The organism is Actinoallomurus iriomotensis (genome assembly GCF_030269445.1).
In the GTDB taxonomy this organism is placed as follows: domain Bacteria; phylum Actinomycetota; class Actinomycetes; order Streptosporangiales; family Streptosporangiaceae; genus Actinoallomurus; species Actinoallomurus iriomotensis.
This window is the reverse complement of record NZ_BSTJ01000001.1, coordinates 1,553,449-1,571,351: the sequence shown is the minus strand read 5'-3', so window position 1 is coordinate 1,571,351 and position 17,903 is coordinate 1,553,449. Positions and strand designations below refer to the sequence as shown.

The 17,903-nt window shown below is 71.9% G+C and carries 23 protein-coding genes; 13 read left to right on the top strand and 10 right to left on the bottom strand.

Annotated features, from left to right (window positions below):
• Window positions 1-55: 55 nt before the first annotated feature.
• The gene (locus QSK37_RS07495) at window positions 56-880 is read right to left on the bottom strand and encodes a hypothetical protein (RefSeq protein WP_285618484.1); all 825 of its coding nucleotides are present in this window, start codon (window positions 878-880) and stop codon (window positions 56-58) included.
• Between the two features lie 69 nt (window positions 881-949).
• Between QSK37_RS07495 and QSK37_RS07490 the strand changes: the two genes are divergently transcribed.
• Window positions 950-1,786 (top strand): 2,3,4,5-tetrahydropyridine-2,6-dicarboxylate N-succinyltransferase, encoded by an 837-nt coding sequence (locus QSK37_RS07490; protein ID WP_285570710.1) that lies wholly within the window; start codon window positions 950-952, stop codon window positions 1,784-1,786.
• A 59-nt stretch (window positions 1,787-1,845) separates the two neighbouring features.
• On the opposite strand, the gene QSK37_RS07485 is transcribed toward QSK37_RS07490, so the two are convergent.
• The 3 genes from QSK37_RS07485 to QSK37_RS07475 form a co-directional block, all read right to left on the bottom strand.
• On the bottom strand, window positions 1,846-2,571 hold the full coding sequence (locus QSK37_RS07485) for a GH25 family lysozyme (RefSeq protein WP_285618481.1): 726 nt from the start codon (window positions 2,569-2,571) through the stop codon (window positions 1,846-1,848).
• Between the two features lie 81 nt (window positions 2,572-2,652).
• Window positions 2,653-3,474, bottom strand: a complete 822-nt coding sequence (locus QSK37_RS07480; protein ID WP_285570704.1) for a lysozyme — start codon at window positions 3,472-3,474, stop codon at window positions 2,653-2,655.
• A gap of 49 nt (window positions 3,475-3,523) precedes the next feature.
• Window positions 3,524-4,297, bottom strand: coding sequence for a peptidoglycan recognition protein family protein (locus QSK37_RS07475; protein WP_285618479.1), 774 nt, complete (start codon window positions 4,295-4,297; stop codon window positions 3,524-3,526).
• A 214-nt stretch (window positions 4,298-4,511) separates the two neighbouring features.
• Between QSK37_RS07475 and dapE the strand changes: the two genes are divergently transcribed.
• The 7 genes from dapE (at window position 4,512) to QSK37_RS07440 (ending at window position 9,284) form a co-directional block, all read left to right on the top strand.
• Window positions 4,512-5,573, top strand: a complete 1,062-nt coding sequence (gene dapE / locus QSK37_RS07470) for a succinyl-diaminopimelate desuccinylase (RefSeq protein ID WP_285618478.1) — start codon at window positions 4,512-4,514, stop codon at window positions 5,571-5,573.
• Between the two features lie 19 nt (window positions 5,574-5,592).
• Window positions 5,593-5,994: a MerR family transcriptional regulator gene (locus QSK37_RS07465; protein ID WP_285618476.1), complete on the top strand. Its 402-nt coding sequence runs from the start codon at window positions 5,593-5,595 to the stop codon at window positions 5,992-5,994.
• A 124-nt stretch (window positions 5,995-6,118) separates the two neighbouring features.
• Entirely contained in the window at window positions 6,119-6,925 is an 807-nt protein-coding gene (locus QSK37_RS07460; protein WP_285618475.1) for an LOG family protein, read from the top strand.
• Window positions 6,925-7,506, top strand: coding sequence for an LOG family protein (locus QSK37_RS07455; protein WP_285618473.1), 582 nt, complete (start codon window positions 6,925-6,927; stop codon window positions 7,504-7,506). The genes QSK37_RS07460 and QSK37_RS07455 overlap by 1 nt, the downstream gene beginning before the upstream one ends.
• Before the next feature lie 70 nt (window positions 7,507-7,576).
• Window positions 7,577-8,287, top strand: a complete 711-nt coding sequence (locus tag QSK37_RS07450) for a hypothetical protein (protein ID WP_285618471.1) — start codon at window positions 7,577-7,579, stop codon at window positions 8,285-8,287.
• On the top strand, window positions 8,284-8,712 hold the full coding sequence (locus tag QSK37_RS07445) for an SRPBCC family protein (RefSeq protein ID WP_285618469.1): 429 nt from the start codon (window positions 8,284-8,286) through the stop codon (window positions 8,710-8,712). Before QSK37_RS07450 ends, QSK37_RS07445 begins: the two co-directional genes overlap by 4 nt.
• Window positions 8,709-9,284, top strand: coding sequence for a DNA-3-methyladenine glycosylase I (locus QSK37_RS07440; RefSeq protein WP_285618467.1), 576 nt, complete (start codon window positions 8,709-8,711; stop codon window positions 9,282-9,284). Before QSK37_RS07445 ends, QSK37_RS07440 begins: the two co-directional genes overlap by 4 nt.
• A 4-nt stretch (window positions 9,285-9,288) precedes the next feature.
• Here QSK37_RS07440 and QSK37_RS51640 read toward each other — a convergent pair whose 3' ends face one another.
• The 4 genes from QSK37_RS51640 to QSK37_RS07425 all read right to left on the bottom strand — a co-directional run bounded on the left by QSK37_RS51640 (window position 9,289) and on the right by QSK37_RS07425 (window position 12,137).
• Complete coding sequence (locus QSK37_RS51640) at window positions 9,289-9,471, bottom strand: DUF397 domain-containing protein (protein ID WP_432705529.1); 183 nt, start codon at window positions 9,469-9,471, stop codon at window positions 9,289-9,291.
• Between the two features lie 570 nt (window positions 9,472-10,041).
• Window positions 10,042-10,434, bottom strand: a complete 393-nt coding sequence (locus QSK37_RS07435; protein ID WP_285618466.1) for a hypothetical protein — start codon at window positions 10,432-10,434, stop codon at window positions 10,042-10,044.
• A gap of 107 nt (window positions 10,435-10,541) precedes the next feature.
• Window positions 10,542-11,327 carry an enoyl-CoA hydratase-related protein gene (locus QSK37_RS07430; protein WP_285618464.1) on the bottom strand — a complete coding sequence of 262 codons (786 nt, stop codon included), beginning with the start codon at window positions 11,325-11,327 and terminating at the stop codon, window positions 10,542-10,544.
• A gap of 30 nt (window positions 11,328-11,357) precedes the next feature.
• Entirely contained in the window at window positions 11,358-12,137 is a 780-nt protein-coding gene (locus tag QSK37_RS07425; RefSeq protein ID WP_285618462.1) for a PaaX family transcriptional regulator, read from the bottom strand.
• 158 nt (window positions 12,138-12,295) lie between these two features.
• Between QSK37_RS07425 and QSK37_RS07420 the strand changes: the two genes are divergently transcribed.
• Together QSK37_RS07420 and QSK37_RS07415 are read left to right on the top strand one after the other, a co-directional pair.
• Entirely contained in the window at window positions 12,296-12,463 is a 168-nt protein-coding gene (locus tag QSK37_RS07420) for a DUF3117 domain-containing protein (RefSeq protein WP_141954058.1), read from the top strand.
• Window positions 12,464-12,574: 111 nt separating this feature from the next.
• Complete coding sequence (locus QSK37_RS07415; protein WP_285618460.1) at window positions 12,575-14,047, top strand: leucyl aminopeptidase; 1,473 nt, start codon at window positions 12,575-12,577, stop codon at window positions 14,045-14,047.
• A 7-nt stretch (window positions 14,048-14,054) separates the two neighbouring features.
• On the opposite strand, the gene QSK37_RS07410 is transcribed toward QSK37_RS07415, so the two are convergent.
• Window positions 14,055-14,624 (bottom strand): hypothetical protein, encoded by a 570-nt coding sequence (locus tag QSK37_RS07410; protein WP_285618458.1) that lies wholly within the window; start codon window positions 14,622-14,624, stop codon window positions 14,055-14,057.
• Complete coding sequence (locus QSK37_RS07405; protein ID WP_285570661.1) at window positions 14,621-15,244, bottom strand: O-methyltransferase; 624 nt, start codon at window positions 15,242-15,244, stop codon at window positions 14,621-14,623. The genes QSK37_RS07410 and QSK37_RS07405 overlap by 4 nt, the downstream gene beginning before the upstream one ends.
• Window positions 15,245-15,383: 139 nt before the next feature.
• On the opposite strand from QSK37_RS07405, the gene sigE reads away from it, so the two are divergent.
• The 3 genes from sigE (at window position 15,384) to QSK37_RS07390 (ending at window position 17,867) form a co-directional block, all read left to right on the top strand.
• Window positions 15,384-15,977, top strand: coding sequence for an RNA polymerase sigma factor SigE (gene sigE / locus QSK37_RS07400; protein WP_285618456.1), 594 nt, complete (start codon window positions 15,384-15,386; stop codon window positions 15,975-15,977).
• 271 nt (window positions 15,978-16,248) lie between these two features.
• The gene (locus tag QSK37_RS07395; RefSeq protein ID WP_285618454.1) at window positions 16,249-16,800 is read left to right on the top strand and encodes an anti-sigma factor family protein; all 552 of its coding nucleotides are present in this window, start codon (window positions 16,249-16,251) and stop codon (window positions 16,798-16,800) included.
• The gene (locus QSK37_RS07390) at window positions 16,797-17,867 is read left to right on the top strand and encodes a sigma-E factor regulatory protein RseB domain-containing protein (protein WP_285618452.1); all 1,071 of its coding nucleotides are present in this window, start codon (window positions 16,797-16,799) and stop codon (window positions 17,865-17,867) included. Before QSK37_RS07395 ends, QSK37_RS07390 begins: the two co-directional genes overlap by 4 nt.
• The last annotated feature ends 36 nt before the right edge of the window (window positions 17,868-17,903 follow it).

The window sequence follows — 17,903 nt, the reverse complement described above, 5'->3', positions numbered from 1 at the left end:
GCGGTGCCGGCGTCCGCCGGAGAGCGTGGCGGATCCGCGCCGGTCGTCCTTCGCGTCAGCGGATCGTGATGTGGTCCTCGGCGGCCTTCTTGTCCTTGGTCCAGCCGCTGTGGCCGTCGTCGGCGCGCCAGTGGCGGCCGGAGTAGCGGACCTCGCGCAGGCCGTACATCTGGGCGTGCGTCACCAGCCAGGTCGCCATCGTCCACCCGGCGCGACCGGTGGGGGCGGCCAGGTCGTCGCCGTCGCCGGTGAGCTTCAGCGTCGAGCGGAGCTCGGCCAGCGCCGCTCGCGTGTCGGAGGCCTTCTTGCGCTTGTTCGGCGGGTACCAGCAGCGCACGGACGCCGGCACGTGGCCCGTGAAGGCCGTCGCGAGGGTCTTGGCGTCCTCCTCGTGCTGGGCGTAGGCGCTCCCGTCGGCGCTGCGCTGCACCTTCTGCGCGGCCTCGTGCACCGGCAGGCCCGTGTAGTCCTTCACCTTGACCAGCGCGGTGAAGAAACGGCCTGTGGCGTACACCGGGTCCTTGAGCTTCGTGGCCGAGCCCCAGCCCTGCGACGGGCGCTGCTGGAAGAGGCCGACGGAGTCGCGGTCGCCGCTCTCCAGGTTGTGCAGGTGCGACTCCTGCAGCGCGGTCGCGTACGCGATGACCGTGGCGCGCTCGGGCAGTTTCCGGCGCAACGCGACCGCGGCGATCGTGGAGGCGTTGGCGGCCTGTTCGAGGTCGAGCGGCATCACTCCCGCGTCGGCGCGCGCCTCGCAGCTCGTGCCGTGCAGGTATGGGCGGAAATGCAGGTAGAGCGCCACACCGCCCCCCGCGATGACCAGCATCGTGGCCAACGCGACCGCGGCGAGCCGTAGCCGTCTTCTGTCCGCCTTCCCCACGCGACGACCGTACCGGCTCGGCGACCCTGATGCGCATCGGTCGACTGCCGCGCCGCTATCCTCGCGGCCATGACCGACACGTTCACCAGCCCGATCTCCAGCGCCATCGACGAGCTGTGGGAACGCCGGGCGGAACTCAGTCCCGAGGACACGGACGCGCGCTCGGCCATCCTGGCCGCCATCGACCAGATCGACGCGGGCACCGCGCGCGTCGCCCAGGTCGACGAGACCACCGACGAGGTCGTGGTCGACGAGCGCGCCAAGCGGGCGATCCTGCTCGGCTTCAAGGTCCTCGAGATGACGACCTCGCAGGCCGGCGACTTCCAGTACCACGACCGCATCCCGCTGAAGACCCGGTTCGACGGCGTGCGCGTCGTTCCCGGTGCGATCGCGCGGTGGGGCTCCTACCTCGCGCCCGGTGTGGTGCTGATGCCCTCGTTCACGAACGTCGGCGCGTACGTCGACTCCGGCACGATGGTCGACACGTGGGCGACCGTGGGCTCGTGCGCGCAGATCGGCAAGAACGTCCACCTGTCCGGCGGCGTCGGCATCGGCGGGGTGCTGGAGCCGCCGAACGCCCGGCCCGTCGTCATCGAGGACGAGGCCATGATCGGCAGCCGTTCGATGATCGTGGAGGGTGCGCGCGTCGGCAAGGGCGCGGTCGTCGGCTCGGGCACGAACCTGTCGGCGTCCATGCCGGTCATCGACGTGCAGACGGGTGAGGAACTCGGCCGCGGCCGGATCCCCGACTGGTGCGTCGCGGTCGGCGGCACGCGGCTCAAGGAGTTCCCCGGCGGGACGTTCGGCATGCCCGCGGTGCTGGTCATCAAGCGCCTGGAGCCCGGCATGCGCCACGACAAGTCCCAGCTCAACGACATCCTGCGCGACCACGGCCTCAGCGCGTAGGCCCCCCTCGCGTTGAACGCGCGCCGGGGCCCGCGTACGGGCCCCGGCGGCCGGCGGGGTCAGGAGGTGCCGTCGGCGAGCGCGAGCAGGCGGTCGGCCGTGCCGTTGAAGACGTCCTGGCCGCCCGGGAACGTGCCCTCGGCGGCGTACTGCCAGAACGTGTAGGCGGTCCAGCCGGCCGGGAGCGGCGGCGCGGCGCCGTACGCGGACACCCACAACGGGTCCCGCGCGCCGAGGTCCGTGCTCGTCCCGACGCACTGGTTCCACCAGCTCGGCGTCGTGTAGATGATCGCCCAGCGGCCGGTCCGCGCGTGGTATTCGTTCACGAAGCCGGCGATCCAGCCGGCCATGGCGCTCTGACCGAGGCCGTAACACGCCGCGCCGTACGGGTCGAACTCCAGGTCGAGGGTGCCGGGCAGCGTCCGGTGGTCGGCCGACCAGGCGCCGCCGTGCGTGGCGAAGAAGTCGGCCTGCGCCGGGCCCGCCGAGGCGTTCGGGACGGCGACGTGGGCCGCGCCCCGGATGAGACCGGCGGCGTACGCGCCGGAGGACAGGCGGGCGAAGTTCGGATCCTGGTACGCGGTGCCCTCGGTCGCCGTGATGAAGACGAATCTCGCTCCGGCCGCCACGGCCCCCGCCCAGTCGACGTTGGTGGTCGCGCCGGAGATGTCGAAGCCGGGCACCGATGCCGCCGTACGGGCGGAGGCCGGAGCGGACGTCGCGAAGGTGGAGCCGGCGGCCAGCACGGCCGCCGCGAGCGCCGTCATGAGGCTGCGGATGGACATCGTCGTTCCTTATGCGCCAGATGTGCGGGTCCCCGGCGGTGGCGGGGCGGCCGCCGGGGACCCCTCACACCTGGCGGGGGGTCAGGTGTTGTCGGCCAGGGCGAGCAGCCGGTCGGCCGTGCCGTTGAAGACGTCCTGGTCGCCGGGGAACGTACCGCTGTCGGCGTACTGCCAGAACGTGTAGAAGCCCCAGCCCGCCGGCAGCGTGCCCGCCGAGCTGGAGTAACGCGCGATCCACAGCGGGTCGTTCTGCGCGAAGGTCGAGTCGCTGTTGCCGGTGCAGGAGCTCCACCAGTCGAGCGTGGTGTAGATGACCGCCCAGCGGCCGGTCTTGGCGTGGTACTCGTTGACGAACGCGTGGATCCAGCTGCGCATCGACGCCTGGCTGAGTCCGTAGCAGGTCGCGCCGTAGGGGTTGTACTCGATGTCGAGCGCGCCCGGCAGCGTGTGGTGATCGGCGGACCAGGCGCCGCCGTGCGCGGCGAAGTAGTCGGCCTGCGCCGCGCCGCCGGAGGTGTTCGGGGTCGCGAAGTGGTACGCGCCGCGGATGAGGCCCACGTTGTACGAGCCGACGTACTGCTGGCTGAAGTACGGGTTCGTGTACGACGTGCCCTCGGTCGCCTTGACGTAGGCGAACTTCGCGCCGTTGTTCTTGACCGTGGTCCAGTTGACGTTGCCCTGGTGGCTGGACACGTCCAGGCCGGGCAGCCCGGAGACGGCCGGGGTGACGGTTCCCGGGGTGGCGCCCGAGCGGGCGGCGAGGCTCCAGCCCATGTGGTCCTGGTCGGGGTGGGTGATCGGGTTGGGGGACGCGCCGGCGGCGGGGCCGAGGGCGAGGGCGGTGCCGGCGAGGGCGAGCGCCGTGACGGCGGTGCTCATCCGGCGGATCAGGCGGCGGGCCACGGATCCTCCTGGGGATGCGGGGGGCGGGGGAGAGGGAGGCGGCGGTGCCTCAGGAGCCTTCGCGGGGACCGACGGCGGGACCGTGGTCGCCACGACGGCGGGGTCCGGGCAGGTTCGACCGGACGTACGGGGTCGCGCGCTCGGCGCGGAGGGGAGAGGCACCGAGGGCGGTGGCGACGTCGTTGCGCAGCTGGGGCAGCTTGGCGTACAGCGCGTCGCCCGGGCACTCGGTGCTGTTGTAGTCGCGGTGACCGACGATCGCGGCGTGCGGGTCGAGGCCGTAGTCGTCGCAGAGCCACGCGAGCGTCTGGACGAGGGCGTTCCACAGCGCGGTCGGGGGCAGCACGCTGGTGTAGGTGCCCTCGTTCTCGATGCCGAGGGTGTGCCCGTTCTCGTTGGCGGTCTGGGCGCCCATCACGTTGGCGCCCTTGCCGATGGCCTCCAGGGAGCGGTTGCGGCCCTCCATCACGTAACCGCCGCGGCTGATGGTCAGCTGCTGTCCCGTGTCGGCCCAGCCGTTGGTGTCCATGTGCAGGTCCTGGCAGTCGCGAGACAGCTGGAACGCGTGCGAGAGCGAGTAGTCGGTGGAGTTGGGAAAGGCCATGTGGTGGACCACGAGGTGGTCGGGCGCGGCGATGATCTGCGCCGGTGACGTCGGGGGCCGTGCGCCCCATTCCGCCCGGGTGTAGATACGCGGCTTGGTGTAGGCGTGGGCCGGGGCCGATCGGGTGAGGTCGGCCGCCCCGAGCAGTGCGGCACCACCCGCGACGGCGGCCGCGCGCGCCATGAAGTGGCGGCGGCCGAAGGATGATGTGTCGGGCATGGCGGGGGACTCCCTGCGGTCGAAAGCTGATTCCGCTCCCGCCATATGTAAATATCCTACCCAGTAACCTCCGGGAAGGTGGAAAATTCCCCCAACAGACTCCCTTTCCGTTGGCAGATCGATAAGTCAGTACAGGTCAGAAGTGTCGTCAAGAACCCCTCCGCCGCGCGGGGGTTGGCCGGATCCGGGCACGCCGGAAGTAGGCTGAGGGCTCATGCGGCTCGATCTGAACCAGGACGTGGCGGCACTGACCGCGGCGATCGTCGACATCGAATCCGTCAGCGGCGACGAGAAGGCTCTCGCCGACGCCATCGAGGAGGCACTGCGGGCACTTCCGCACCTGGCCGTCGAGCGCGACGGCGACACGGTGATCGCGCGCACGTCCCAGGGGCGGAGTGAGCGTGTCGTCGTCGCCGGCCACATCGACACCGTCCCGGTCAACCACAACCTGCCCTCCCGGGTCGTAGGCGACCGGCTCTACGGCTGCGGCACCGGCGACATGAAGGCCGGCGTCGCCGTCCAGCTCAAGCTCGCCACCCTGGCCGAGACCAACCGCGACGTGACGTACTTCTTCTACGAGTGCGAAGAGATCGAGGAGGCGCGCAACGGTCTCAAGCGCATCGGCGACACCCGTCCCGAGCTGCTCCAGGCCGACTTCGCCGTGCTCATGGAGCCCACCGCCGGCGTCATCGAGGGCGGCTGCCAGGGCACCATGCGGATCGACGTGAGGGTGCCGGGCGAGCGCGCGCACAGCGCCCGATCCTGGATGGGCTCGAACGCCATCCACAACGCCGGCGCGGTGCTGGACGTCCTGCGCGCGTACGAGCCGCGCCGTCCCGTGGTCGACGGGCTGGAGTTCCACGAGGGGCTCAACGCGGTGTTCATCAACGGCGGCGTGGCCGGGAACGTCATCCCCGACGAGTGCGTGGTGACCGTCAACTACCGCTTCGCTCCCGACAAGTCGCTCGAAGACGCCGAGAAGCACCTGCGTGAGGTCTTCACCGGGTACGACGTGACCGTCGTCGACGGCGCCGCGGGCGCCCGGCCCGGCCTCACGCAGCCGGCCGCCGCGGCGTTCGTCGAGGCGATCGGCGGCGCGTCGGCCGCACGGGCCAAACTGGGCTGGACGGACGTCGCGCGGTTCTCCGCGCTCGGCATCCCGGCGGTCAACTTCGGGCCCGGCGAGCCGAGCCTGTCGCACACGAAGGACGAGTACGTCGAGATCCCGCGCATCTTCGCGGGGGAGGAGCGCATGCGCGCCTGGCTGACGGCGTGACCTACTCGAAGGCGGTCTCATGACGCAGACGGTGACCGAGGCACTCACCATCGCGGAGGCGGCGGAGCGCGCCGGCGTCTCCACCCACACTCTTCGCTACTACGAACGCATCGGCGCGCTCCGCGAGCGGCCCGAGCGCGACCCGAGCGGGCACCGCCGCTACACCGAGCGCGATCTGGACTGGATCGTCCTGCTGACCCGCCTGCGCGCCACGGGCATGCCGATCGCCACGATCCTCCGCTACGCCGAGCTGGCGCGCGCGGGCACGGCCACGGCGGCGGAGCGCAAGGCGCTTCTGCTGGAGCACCGCGACGAGGTCGTGGCCCGCCTCGAGCAGCTCCGGCACGACCTCACGATGATCAACCACAAGATCGAGATCTACGACGACATCGAACGCCGTCGGATCGTCCCGGACCCCTGACCGGGGACGATCGGCGGCCGCGGCACGCTCGCAGGGCGACGACGGGGCGTACGGCGGGTGGCTTCCTCATAACGCGACCGCCGGGCGAGTTAAACCGGTTGCTTCCCTGGCTACGGTAATGGGCATGCGATCTGACCAGGCGCCGCGTAGGAGGCGGCAGGGCCCTGTCACACTCCGTGGCAAGGCCATCCCGTCGACGACCACCGACCAGAGACTCCTCGACGCCCGTGGCCCCTCGGACTGGGTGCACACCGACCCCTGGCGAGTGCTGCGCATCCAGGCGGAGTTCGTCGAGGGCTTCGGCCTGCTGGCCGACCTGCCGCACGCCGTGAGCGTCTTCGGCTCCGCGCGCACCAAGCCGGACAGCGAGGAGTACGTCCTGGCGCAGCGGATCGGCGCCGCGCTGGCCGAGGCCGGGTACGCGGTCATCACGGGCGGCGGGCCCGGGATCATGGAGGCCGCCAATGGCGGCGCCGTCTCCGCGGGCGGCAAATCGGTCGGGCTCGGCATCGAGCTGCCCTTCGAGCAGAGCCTCAACGACTACGTCGACATCGGCATCGAGTTCCGTTACTTCTTCGTCCGCAAGACGATGTTCGTGAAGTACTCCCAGGCGTTCATCGTGCTGCCGGGCGGCTTCGGCACCCTCGACGAGCTGTTCGAGGCGATCACCCTCGTCCAGACCAAGAAGATCACCCGGTTCCCGATCGTGCTGGTCGGCACCGCCTTCTGGGGTGGCCTCATCGACTGGATCAAGAACCAGATGCTGCCGGCCGGCAAGATCGCCGACGAGGACATGGATCTGATCCACGTCACCGACGACCCGGCCGAGGTCGTCCAGATCGTCAGGCGCGCCCACGAGACGCAGGAGCGCCTGCTGGAGGAGCGCGCCGCGCAGGACGAGCTCGCGGCCGAGGGAGGCAACGGTTCCTGATGCGGATCTGCGTCTTCTGCTCCTCCAGCGGCCGGATCGACCGCCGCTACCTCGACCTCGCCGAGGAGACCGGCAAGGAGCTGGCCCGCCGGGGACACACCCTCGTCAGCGGCGGCGCGACCGTGTCGTGCATGGGCGCCGTCGCGCGCGCCGCCCGTGACGGCGGCGCCCACACCGTCGGCGTCATCCCCCGGGCGCTCGTTGACGTCGAGATCGCCGACGACGACGCGGAACTGATCGTGACCGAGGACATGCGGTCGCGCAAGGGCGAGATGGACCGCCGCTCGGACGCGTTCCTGGTGCTGCCGGGCGGGCTGGGCACGCTCGAGGAGCTCTTCGAGATCTGGACCTCGCGCGTGCTGGGCATGCACGAGAAGCCGATCGCCATCCTCGACCCGTACGGCCTGTACGAACCGCTGCGCGATCTGATGAAGCACCTGCTGGACGAGGGCTTCGCCCGGCCGCGCATCTTCGACGCGATCGGCTGGGCGAGCACGGTGACGGAGGCCTTCGACCACCTCGAACGCACTCCGGTACGCCTGGAGGCGACGGCCGAGGACTACGTCGAATCCGAGCCCTGAGCCGGGAGCGGTGCCAGGTGTGGCACGATCGGGTGATCGAGGCACAGAGGGGAGCTCGATCTTGCTCGTCATGACCATCACCGTCGCGCTGGCCGCCGTGGCCGTGCTGGGCGCGATCGTCGTCGTGGCCGTGGGCGGAGGCGGGCAGCTCTCCACGGAGCACCCGGACCACCCGCCGCTGGCCCTGCCGGGACGCCGCACTGTCGGCGGCACCGACGCGGCGCTCCTGCGCCTGCCGCTCGGGCTCTGGGGCTACCACAAGCAGATCACCGACGAGGCGCTGCAGCGTTTCGCGTACGAGCTGACCGAGCGCGACACGCGCATCGCCGTCCTGGAGCAGGAACTCGCCGAGGCGCGTCAGGGCCGCGACGGCGACACGCGGCCCGACCTGCGCCCGGAGCGGCGCGGCGACCGGCATGCGGCCCTTCCCGCGGCGCGCGACGACGAGCCCGACCCGATGGTCACCCGCACCGACATCCCGCTCGGCCTGTCGCGTCTGGACCCTCTCCCCACCCGCGTGGACGCTCCCTCCGAGGGGTCCACGCGGATCGGCGACCCTTGGCAGACGATCGTCGACCGGCCCGGCGACGCCGAGGAGGCCGACGCGGCCGAGGAGCGCCCGGCCGAGCCTGCGGGGGAAGAGCCGGCTGAGGCGTCGCGAGAGCGGCCCGCCGAGCCCGCCGAGCATGCAGAGTCCCCGGAGCCGGCCGAACCGGCCGAGGCCGCCGAACCGGCCGAGGCGGCCGAGCGGCCGGTGGAGCGTAAGGACGACGGCGAGTGAGCCGCGTGGCCGTGCACGCCACGGTGGACATGCCGGCGCCCGCCGAACACGTGTGGGAACTGCTCGTCGACTGGCAGATGCACGGTGAGTGGGTGCCCTTCACCCGTGCGGAGGGCGGCGCCGCCGAGGGAGAGGGCGTCGAGGCCTGGACCGGCGTGGGGCCGATCGGCTTCCTCGACACCATGGTGATCTCCGAGTGGACGCCGCCGACACGTGTCGCGGTCCGTCACACGGGGCGGCTGGTGCGGGGCGAGGGCCGCTTCGACCTGCTGGACATCCCCGGAGGACGGTGCCGGGTGACCTGGGCCGAGCTGATCGACCTGCCGCTGGGCCCGATCGGCCGCGCGGGCTGGATCGCGGTCGGCCCGCTCGCCCGTCTCATGCTCCACACCTCGCTCCGCCGTCTCGCTAAACTGTTCGAATGACGATGATCGGCCCCGACGGGCTGGCGCGCTGCCCGTGGGGCGTTTCGGCGCCCGACTACATCGCCTACCACGACGACGAATGGGGCCGGCCGGTCCGCGACGACCGCGGGCTGTACGAGCGCCTCTGTCTGGAGGCGTTCCAGTCAGGGCTGTCCTGGCTGACGATCCTGCGCAAGCGACCGGGCTTCCGCCGCGCCTTCGACGACTTCGCGCCGGAGAAGGTCGCGGCGTACGGCCCGGCCGACGTCGAGCGGCTGCTCGCCGACGCGTCCATCGTGCGCAACCGCCGCAAGATCGAGGCGGCGATCGCGAACGCCCGCGCCTCGCTCGACCTGCCGGACGGGCTGGCCGCTCTCGTGTGGAAGTACGCCGACCCGGGCGCGCCGGCCCCCAAGACGGTCGCGGAGGTGCCGGCCATCACCCCCGGCTCCAAGGCGCTGGCCAAGGAGCTCAAGGGGCATGGCTTCCGGCACCTGGGTCCCACGACCGTCTACGCCCTGATGCAGGCGTGCGGGCTGGTCGATGACCACCTGGTGGAGTGTCACCGGCGTGGCGCCTACATCGCGGACTGATCGTTCAGAGCCGGTCCCAGGGGTGGGCCCGGTGGCTGCGGATGAGGTCGTCTTTTCTTGGACCTTTTCCATTCTGCGGCGGGTTCAGCATAATGGACTTGGCGTTCAGGCGCGTACTCATTGCTATTTCCACGCAGTTGTCGCCGGCGTGGCCACTGCGGCTGCTGCGGCGCCAGCGGGCGGTCATTTCAGTCCCTCTTTCGCGGTAGTGGAACGGCTGCCGAATGCTTCTCGACGCCAACAGTGGGCGGAGTCGGTCGTGCTCACGGTTCCTCTCCCTAATCGGCCGGACGGGTTTCACCGGCCTGGTGACATGGGTTGCAGGCAGCCCAAAGCGCGAGTCGGTGGTCGCGTCTACCCCCGCTGCCCGGTCAACGTGTTCGCCGTCCCTGCATTCACCGAGGCCTGTCCTACCCCGGCGAGGCACTGGCCGGAGAATCCCCCTCCATGCAGCGTACGCACAATTCGCAGGTAGTACGAGTAAATCTTTGGCCCGCCCAATTTACGTCGCACCCAAAAGGTGCACGAGCCGTCCGCATCAAGCGATCAACGGCTCGCTCATCGATCACCGCCTCGATCGCGAGTGGACGCGGAATGCCGTTCCGCGCGGTGCTGTTCCGGTGTCCGCCGCGTCACGGTGCGGATCCGGGCCGGGCGCGCGACGCCGTACGGTGCGTTCCCCACGGCGGGCGGGCCGGCCGGTGGCTCTGAATAACGGTCGCCGCCGGCGCCGTGGCCGCAAGCGGCCGCGCCGCGACTAGAGCCGGCGCAGAGTGCCGGGCGTGACCGCGTGAACCTGCCCGGGTATGTCGTTGAAGCGGACATGTGCCTTCCCACGGCCGACCTTCACCACCACGCCCCGGCCGAAGCCCAGTTCCATCGGGCCGTCGAAGCCGTCTCCGGCTCGTACGGTGTCGCCGATGCCGAGGCTCTGTCCGGCGCAGTCGACGATGCCCTCCGCGGGCGTGCGCTTTCGCCAGACGGTGTCCGCCATCGGCCGGCGGGTGACCGTGACCGCGGCGGGTACGGCGGATGCCGTCACGACGGCGGCCGCGATCCAGCCCACGGGATCGGGCACCACCGAGACCACCAGCAAGGTGGCGGTGACGGCTCCGATCGCCCCCGCCGTGAGCGCGGTTCGCGTCGCCATGGGTCGGAGAGTAACCGTCCGGCTCACTCGCGCAACGCGTTATGTCCGGTTGAGGCCGCCGTGACAACCTCTCGCCGTCTCGCGCATCCAGCGCCCGCGGACGGTCGTCAGCGGCCGTGGAAGACGGGCTGCTCCTTGCGCAGGAACGCCCTGGTGGCGGCGGCGTGGTCGGCGGTCCGGGCGCAGGACTCCTGGAGCTCCGCCTCTTTGGCGAGCGCGCCGGCGAGGTCGGTCACCGCCGCGTGGTCCACCGCCGCCTTCACCGCGGCGTACGCCACCGTGGGGCCCGCCGCGAGCCGGGCGGCCAGGTCGCGGGCCGCGGTCGCCAGCGACTCGGGCGGCACGACGGCGTTCACCAGACCGAGCTCCAGGGCCTCGGCCGCGCGTACCGGCTCGGCGAGCAGCAGCAGCTCCAGCGCCTTGGCGCGGCCGACCACGCGTGGCAGTGTCCAGGACAGGCCACTGTCCGGCGTCAGACCGATGCGGGTGAAGGCGGTGGCGAACGAGGCCTTCTCCGACGCGATCCGCACGTCGCAGGCCAGCGCGAAGGACAGCCCGGCGCCCGCCGCGGCGCCGTTGACGGCGGCGACGACCGGCTTCGGCATGCCGCTGAGCGCCAGGACGATCGGCGCGTAGTGGTCCTCGAGCGTGCCGTCGAGGCCGCGGCCCGCCTCCAGGTTGTCCGCGTGCTCGCCCAGATCCTGGCCCACGCAGAACGCGCGGCCGGAGCCGGTCAGCAGCACCGCGCGCGCGGCGGAGTCGTCCCGCGCCCGCTCCACCGCCTCACGCAGCTCCGTCTTGGCCGTCACTGTGAGTGAGTTCATCGCGTCCGGGCGGGCGAGCGTGATCGTCGCCACACCGTCCGCCAGGTCGTACTGCACGCTCTCCGGCACGTTCGGGCTCCTTCGACCGACTACAGGTCTCTACCGGCCATCGAGGCAACGATCGACGAACCGCGAGGCCGCGGGCAAGAGCCGCGCCGCCTCCTCGTCGAAGAATCGCGCGGCCCTGGTGCCGGGCCAGTCGTCGGGCAGCAGCGTCGCCGGCAGCCCCGGGTCACGGAACAGGAACTTACGCCACTCGTGCACCAGCCGGCTGCGCACGGCGAACGCCTCCTCGTCGCCCTCCCCGGGACACGTCGCCAGGAGCTCGGCGGCCTCGTCGATCCAGCGTTCGTACGCGCGGGCCAGCCCGTCGAGGTCCCACGCGCGCGCCACCAGGCCGCGGGCGTCGCCGTCATAGCCGGCGGCGAACCGCTCCGCCCGCACGCCCTCGGTCGCGAACAGGGGCTCCAGCTCGGCCGAGGCGCGAGGGCTGATCCACGTCGTGTCGTCGAGCGCGGCGTAGCCGAGGTAGCCCAGCCCGGCCCGTAGCCGGTCGCGCCGCGCTCGGTCGGGAATATGCTGGATAACAAGCAGATGCCAGCGTCCGTCCCACGTGTCGGGCGCGTCACGGTAGATGCGCCGTCCCGCCTCGTCGAGGCGCCGTACGGCCTTGGTCGTCAGCGCGTACCCGCGGCCCTGAGGCAGCCGTACCGGTGACAGCCACCCCTGCCGGACCATGCGCGAGACCGCGGTGCGCGCGGCCGGGGCGGCGATGTCCAGGGCCGCCAGCAGCCGTACGAGCGAGGCGATCGGTGCGCTTCTGCCTCGGGTCCGAAGGTGGTCACCGTAGAGGTCGAAGAGGGCAGAACGGGCATTCATAGAACTCCAGTCTGACGATCTCCGAGCTGATCGTTACCACTTAGCGTCCCGAAAACGGGATAATGGTCCACCACAGTTGACGTTGATGCGGCAGGCGGGTCAGCGGCCAAGGAAGCCCGGCGGCCCCACGCGGCCCTAGGCAGGAAGGGGATGCACGCATGGCGGCGATGAAGCCGCGGACAGGCGATGGTCCGCTCGAAGTTACCAAGGAGGGGCGCGGAATCGTCATGCGTGTCCCGCTCGAAGGTGGCGGGCGGCTCGTTGTCGAACTGTCGGCAGATGAGGCAGGCGAGCTCGGGGACGCTTTGAAGGGTGTTGTCGGCTAGGACGCCTCGCCCGTACCGGGCGGATCGTTCCGGTCGAGTCGATTCATCGAGTGAGGCCCCGGCTGACGCCGGGGCCTCACTGCTCATCAGGAGAGGGCCAGGAGAGAGTACGTGCCACTACAGACGCAGCTCCGCGCGCTCGACGGGACGATCCGCGACGCCGCCACCACGGCCGAGGCGGTCGCCGTCCCCGTACGCTCCGGGCCGGAGATCGACCCCGCGTACGCCGACGGGCTGGCGGGCATCTTCGCGCTGGGCGCGGCGGACCTGCTCGCCCACGAGGACGCGAAAGGCGAGCCGGGAGAGATCGTCAGGGCCCCGTTCCGCATGGGCGACGGCATCACCGAGCTGCTCCTCTTCGGCGTGGGCGACGGGTCGGTCTCCGCGCTGCGGCGCGCGGGCGCGGCCGTCGCCCGGCAGGTCAGAGGCTGCGGCAAGGTGATCGTCGGGGGTCCGTCGGAAGCGGAGGACGACGCCCTCGCGGCCTTCGCGGAGGGGCTGTTGCTGGCGTCGTACGACTTTCGCGTCGGCGGCACCGCCAAGCGGCCCGGCGCCGAGTCGATCAGCGTGGTCACCTCCTCATCGGCCGTCCTGGAGCGCGGCGCGGCGGTCGCCCGCGCGGTGGCGCTCGCCCGCGACCTCACCAACACCACCTCGCTGGACAAGTGCCCGCAGTGGCTCGCCGAACGCGCGGAGGAGCTCGCCGCGGACGGCTCGCTGACGGTACGCGTACGCGACGAGGTGGCGCTCGCCGCCCAGGGCTTCGGCGGGCTCATCGCGGTCGGCGCGGGCTCGGCCCGGCCGCCGCGTCTGATCGAGCTGACCTACGAGCCCGAGGGCGTCGCCGACGCACGTCCCATCGTGCTCGTCGGCAAGGGCATCACCTTCGACTCGGGCGGCCTGTCCCTCAAGCCGAACGCGGGCATGAAGACCATGAAGACCGACATGGCGGGCGGCGCGGTCGTCATCGCCGTGATGAGCGCGCTGCGCGAGTTGGGCGTGCCGGTCAGGGTCACCGGGCTGGTCGCGGCCGCCGAGAACATGCCGTCCGGCTCGGCGATGCGCCCCGGCGACGTCATCAGCCACTACGGCGGCACCACCTCCGAGGTCCTCAACACCGACGCCGAGGGCCGCCTGGTCCTGGCCGACGCGCTCGCGTACGCCGACGCTGAGCTCGCCCCCGCGGCCGTCGTCGACATCGCCACCCTGACCGGCGCCGCCAAGGTCGCGCTCGGCCTGCGGTACGCCGCGATGTACTCCACCGACGAGACGCTGGCCGGCGACCTGCTGGGCGCGAGCGAGGACAGCGGAGAGTCCCTGTGGCGGATGCCGCTGGTCGAGGAGTACCGCCCGGCGATCGACTCCGACGTCGCCGACGTGGCGAACATCGGCCGCGGCGGCTACGGCGCGGGCTCCGTCATCGCCGCCCTGTTCCTGCGGGAGTTCGCCGGCGACCGGCCGTGGGCCCACCTGGACGTGGCCGGCCCGGCCCGCGCCACCTCCGACGACGCCGAGATCACCAAGGGCGCCACCGGCTACGGCGTCCGCCTGCTCCTGCGCTGGCTCGGGAACAAGGAGAACTGACGCCGCGTCAGCGGGTTCGGGCGTCGACGGCCGGGAGGCCGCGACGGCGTACCTCGGTCAGGATCCGCTCGGCGTCCGTGTCCCAGCCGGGCTGGATCCGGGTCGCCCAGCGCGCGGACGCCACGCCGGGCACGTCGTCCAGGCCCAGCGCCAGGATCTCGGCGCTCGGGGGCGGCAGGGTGCGTTCGGCGGCGGCCGCCGTCGGCAGGAACGCCAGACCGGTCACCGTACGCCGGCCGCGCGGCGACGGGGTGCTCCACACGATCGCCGCGGCCAGGTCCGTCCAGTCGAGGACACGGTCGCGGGTCCGCGGCCACGGCCAGGGCGCCGGCAGGCGTACACCGCGTTCGTCCAGTTCGAGGACCGGCCGCCGGGCCAGGAACCGGCCGGCGGCCGTCGCCAGGCCGGCCCCGAACAGCAGGACTCCGGCCACGCCGACCAGCAGGTAGAGCACCGCGCCGAACCCCGGTAGGGACGGCACGGCGGCCGCCGCGAAGACGGCCGAGAACACCAGCAGGACGAGGGAGCACCCCACCGGCCGCGCGTCATCCGGGACCGGTCGCCGGAGTACCCTCATTCACCCTTCACCGCGGCGAGGAGCCCGTCCCCGACCGGCAGCAGCATCGGCGTCAGCCGGTCGTCGTCGCGGACGAGCCGGCCGAGCTCGCGGACCGCCACGGTGTCCGGCGAGCGGTTGGCGGGATCGGCCACCGTGTCGCCCCGCAGGGCGTTGTCGAAGGCCACCACGCCGCCCGGCCGCAACAGCCGCAGCGCCTCCGGCAGGTAGTCGGGGTACTCCTGCTTGATCGCGTCACAGAAGACCAGGTCGTACGCTCCGTCGGTGAGACGGGGCAGCACGTCCAGTGCGCGGCCCGTGATGAGGCGGGCGCGCGAGGTCGGGAAGCCGGCCTCGGCGTACGCCTCGCGGGCCAGCCGCTGGTTCTCCGGCTCGACGTCGACGCTCGTCAGCACGCCGTTCGGCCGCATGCCGCGCAGCAGCCAGATGCCGGAGACGCCACAGCCCGAGCCGATCTCGACGACCGTGCGCGCGCTGATGGCGGTCGCGAGGAACCTGAGGGCGGCGCCGCCGGCCGGACCGATGGGCGTCGCGCCGACGTCCTCGCCGCGACGGCGCGCGTTGCGCAGCGGCTCGTCCTCGGGGAGGTATTGCTCCACGTAGGCCAGTGTGGCCTTCACCGCGTCGATGACTTCCTCCTCATGGAGCCTTAGCCTGCGAGGTCAAAGACTACTGCGGGTGGGGAACTCCGCCGCCTATCGTCACGTTCTTCAGGAGGGCCACGGCAGCCGGTAGGCGGAAAGGAAGAAACGGGGCAGTATGGCGGTGGCAGTACTTCTGCGTGAGAGGGGAGCGACGGTGCGCGACGCCGGCATCGCCTGGACACCCCCTTCGTGGGACGAGATCGTGCGCGAGCACTCCGGCCGCGTCTACCGCCTCGCGTTCCGGCTCACCGGCAACCCGCACGACGCCGAGGACCTCACGCAGGAGGTCTTCGTCCGCGTCTTCCGGTCGCTGGCCAACTACCAGCCCGGCACCTTCGAGGGCTGGCTGCACCGCATCACGACCAACCTGTTCCTCGACCAGGCGCGGCGGCGGCAGCGCATCCGCTTCGAAGGGCTCGCCGAGGACGCCGCCGAGCGCCTGCACGGCAACGAGCCCACTCCCGCCCAGGCGTACGACGACAAGAAGCTCGACGCCGACATCCAGGCGGCACTCGACGGCCTGGCCCCCGACTACCGCGCGGTCGTCGTGCTCTGCGACATCGAGGGCCTGTCGTACGAGGAGATCGCCGCGACCGTGGGCGTGAAGCTCGGCACCGTACGCAGCCGGATCCACCGCGGGCGCGCGCAGCTGCGCGCCGCCCTCGAACACCGCGGTCCCCGGCGCCGCCGTCCCGAGGAGGCGGTATGACCGAGCGAAGCGAGGGAATCGAGAGACGCGGTCCTGTGGTCACTCCCTCCGACGTGGGAGGGCTCATGACCGAGCGAAGCGAGGGAATCAAGAGACGCGGTCCTGTGGTCACTCCCTCCGACGTAGGAGGGCTCATGACCGAGCGAAGCGAGGGAATCAAGAGACGCGGTCCTGTGGTCACTCCCTCCGACGTAGGAGGGCTCATGACCGAGCGAAGCGAGGGAATCGAAAGACGCGGCCCTGTGGTCACTCCTCCGAAGAAGGAGGGCCCATGAGTCATCTGGGGGAGCGCCTCACCGCGCTGGTCGACGGCGAGCTCGGGCACGACGAACGCGACCGTGCCCTGGCGCACCTCGCGGCATGCGACCTGTGCCGGGCCGAGGCCGACGAGCTGCGAGCCCTCAAGCGCCGGCTCCGCGCGATGGGCGACGCGGCCCCGGGCGAGCGTCTGCTCGCCCGGCTCCAGGCCATGGGCGAGCCCGGCGACCCGCTGCCGCCGGCGGCCCGTCGCCTCCCCGGGGAGAGCCGCGGCCCGTCCGCCGAGCGTCCCGCCACCCGTCCCCGCGACACCCGTCCCGCCGGCCGTACGCGCCGTGCCGCCGCGCGCCGCCGGCTGCCGCGCGGCCGCTACCTCGTCGCCGGCGCCGCGACCCTGGCCGTGCTCGGCATCGGCTCCGCGGCGTTCGCCGCCGGCTCGGACCCACGCTCGCTGCCGCGCGTGGCTCCATCGGTCGAGCAGTTCGCGGTCGAACACGCCCTGACGTCGGGCGACGTTCCCCTGACCGACCCCAAGCCGGCAGAGAAGACCAGCGATAGCCCGTGACTCACCGGATCTCACGCAACTCGTGGATGGCGGGAGGCATCGCCGCCGCGCTTCTCATGCTGTGGTTCGTCACGACCGGTGACACGGCGAGCGGCGCCCGGCTCCAGTCCGACCCCGAGGCGCTGCGGCTGCTGCGGGGCGCCGAGGGCGCGGCGCGCACGACGCCGTACGAGGGCACGCAGTTCATCACCGCCTGGAGCCGCAGCGGGATGGCGACCACCTCGCTGGTCAAGGTCACCCACGTGCCCGGCGACGGCACTCACATGCGCGTGCAGAGCACCACCGCCGACCAGGGCGGCCAGATGTTCGAGGCCGACGACTCCGACCGCACCGGCGGGCTCACCGGCTACACGTCGAAGATGCTCGACCTGCTGGCGCGCAACTACGCGGTCGTACGCGCCGGCCAGGGCGAGGTGTCCGGCCGCGCCACGTCCGTGATCGAGGCGCGGCGCGCCGACGGCAGCGCGGCGGGCCGCTTCCACATCGACCGCCAGACCGGGCTCATGCTCCGGCGTGAGCTGCTCGACCAGCAGGGCCGCGAGGTCAACCTCACGTTCTTCACCGAGATCCGGCCGACCGCGCCCAAGACGCAGTACGTCCTGACGTCCGCGCCGCGCACGGTCGAGGCGCCCTGGGCGCACCAGCTCGCCGGCGCCGACCTGGGCTCGCTGCGCTACCGCGGCTGGCCGGTCCGCGACACCCTGCCCGACCGCCTCAGCCTGTACGACGCGCGGCAGCTCGACGGCCAGGGCCCGGTCGTGCACCTCAGCTACTCCGACGGGCTCTCGGTGGTCTCGGTCTTCCTCCAGCGCGGCACGCTCGACGCCGGCAGCGTCGCCGACTGGCACAAGGCGACCCGCGGCGGCCGCACCGTCTACCTGAGCGACACGATGCAGCAGCGCGCCATGTGGGCGAGCCGGGGCTACGTCTTCACCGTCCTCGCCGACGCGCCGCCCCCCGTCGTCGACAGCGTGGTGGCCGCGCTGCCCCACGGCGAAACGGGTTTCTGGGGACGTCTCCACCGCGGGCTCGACCGGCTTACCTCATGGGCCAACCCATTTGACTGATCTGTGGAGATCCCCTTTGCTATGGGGATTCGACGT

Excerpts from the sequence above, each read along its gene's own strand:
- QSK37_RS07460 (WP_285618475.1), top strand. The coding sequence starts at position 6,119 with ATGCGATCTGACCAGGCGCCGCGTAGGAGGCGGCAGGGCCCTGTCACA.
- sigE (WP_285618456.1), top strand. The coding sequence starts at position 15,384 with ATGGCGGTGGCAGTACTTCTGCGTGAGAGGGGAGCGACGGTGCGCGAC.
- QSK37_RS07455 (WP_285618473.1), top strand. The coding sequence starts at position 6,925 with ATGCGGATCTGCGTCTTCTGCTCCTCCAGCGGCCGGATCGACCGCCGC.
- QSK37_RS07465 (WP_285618476.1), top strand. The coding sequence starts at position 5,593 with ATGACGCAGACGGTGACCGAGGCACTCACCATCGCGGAGGCGGCGGAG.
- QSK37_RS07440 (WP_285618467.1), top strand. The coding sequence starts at position 8,709 with ATGACGATGATCGGCCCCGACGGGCTGGCGCGCTGCCCGTGGGGCGTT.
- dapE (WP_285618478.1), top strand. The coding sequence starts at position 4,512 with ATGCGGCTCGATCTGAACCAGGACGTGGCGGCACTGACCGCGGCGATC.
- QSK37_RS07475 (WP_285618479.1), bottom strand. The coding sequence starts at position 4,297 with ATGCCCGACACATCATCCTTCGGCCGCCGCCACTTCATGGCGCGCGCG.
- QSK37_RS51640 (WP_432705529.1), bottom strand. The coding sequence starts at position 9,471 with ATGACCGCCCGCTGGCGCCGCAGCAGCCGCAGTGGCCACGCCGGCGAC.
- QSK37_RS07435 (WP_285618466.1), bottom strand. The coding sequence starts at position 10,434 with ATGGCGACGCGAACCGCGCTCACGGCGGGGGCGATCGGAGCCGTCACC.
- QSK37_RS07410 (WP_285618458.1), bottom strand. The coding sequence starts at position 14,624 with ATGAGGGTACTCCGGCGACCGGTCCCGGATGACGCGCGGCCGGTGGGG.
- QSK37_RS07490 (WP_285570710.1), top strand. The coding sequence starts at position 950 with ATGACCGACACGTTCACCAGCCCGATCTCCAGCGCCATCGACGAGCTG.
- QSK37_RS07450 (WP_285618471.1), top strand. The coding sequence starts at position 7,577 with ATGACCATCACCGTCGCGCTGGCCGCCGTGGCCGTGCTGGGCGCGATC.
- QSK37_RS07425 (WP_285618462.1), bottom strand. The coding sequence starts at position 12,137 with ATGAATGCCCGTTCTGCCCTCTTCGACCTCTACGGTGACCACCTTCGG.
- QSK37_RS07420 (WP_141954058.1), top strand. The coding sequence starts at position 12,296 with ATGGCGGCGATGAAGCCGCGGACAGGCGATGGTCCGCTCGAAGTTACC.
- QSK37_RS07485 (WP_285618481.1), bottom strand. The coding sequence starts at position 2,571 with ATGTCCATCCGCAGCCTCATGACGGCGCTCGCGGCGGCCGTGCTGGCC.
- QSK37_RS07395 (WP_285618454.1), top strand. The coding sequence starts at position 16,249 with ATGAGTCATCTGGGGGAGCGCCTCACCGCGCTGGTCGACGGCGAGCTC.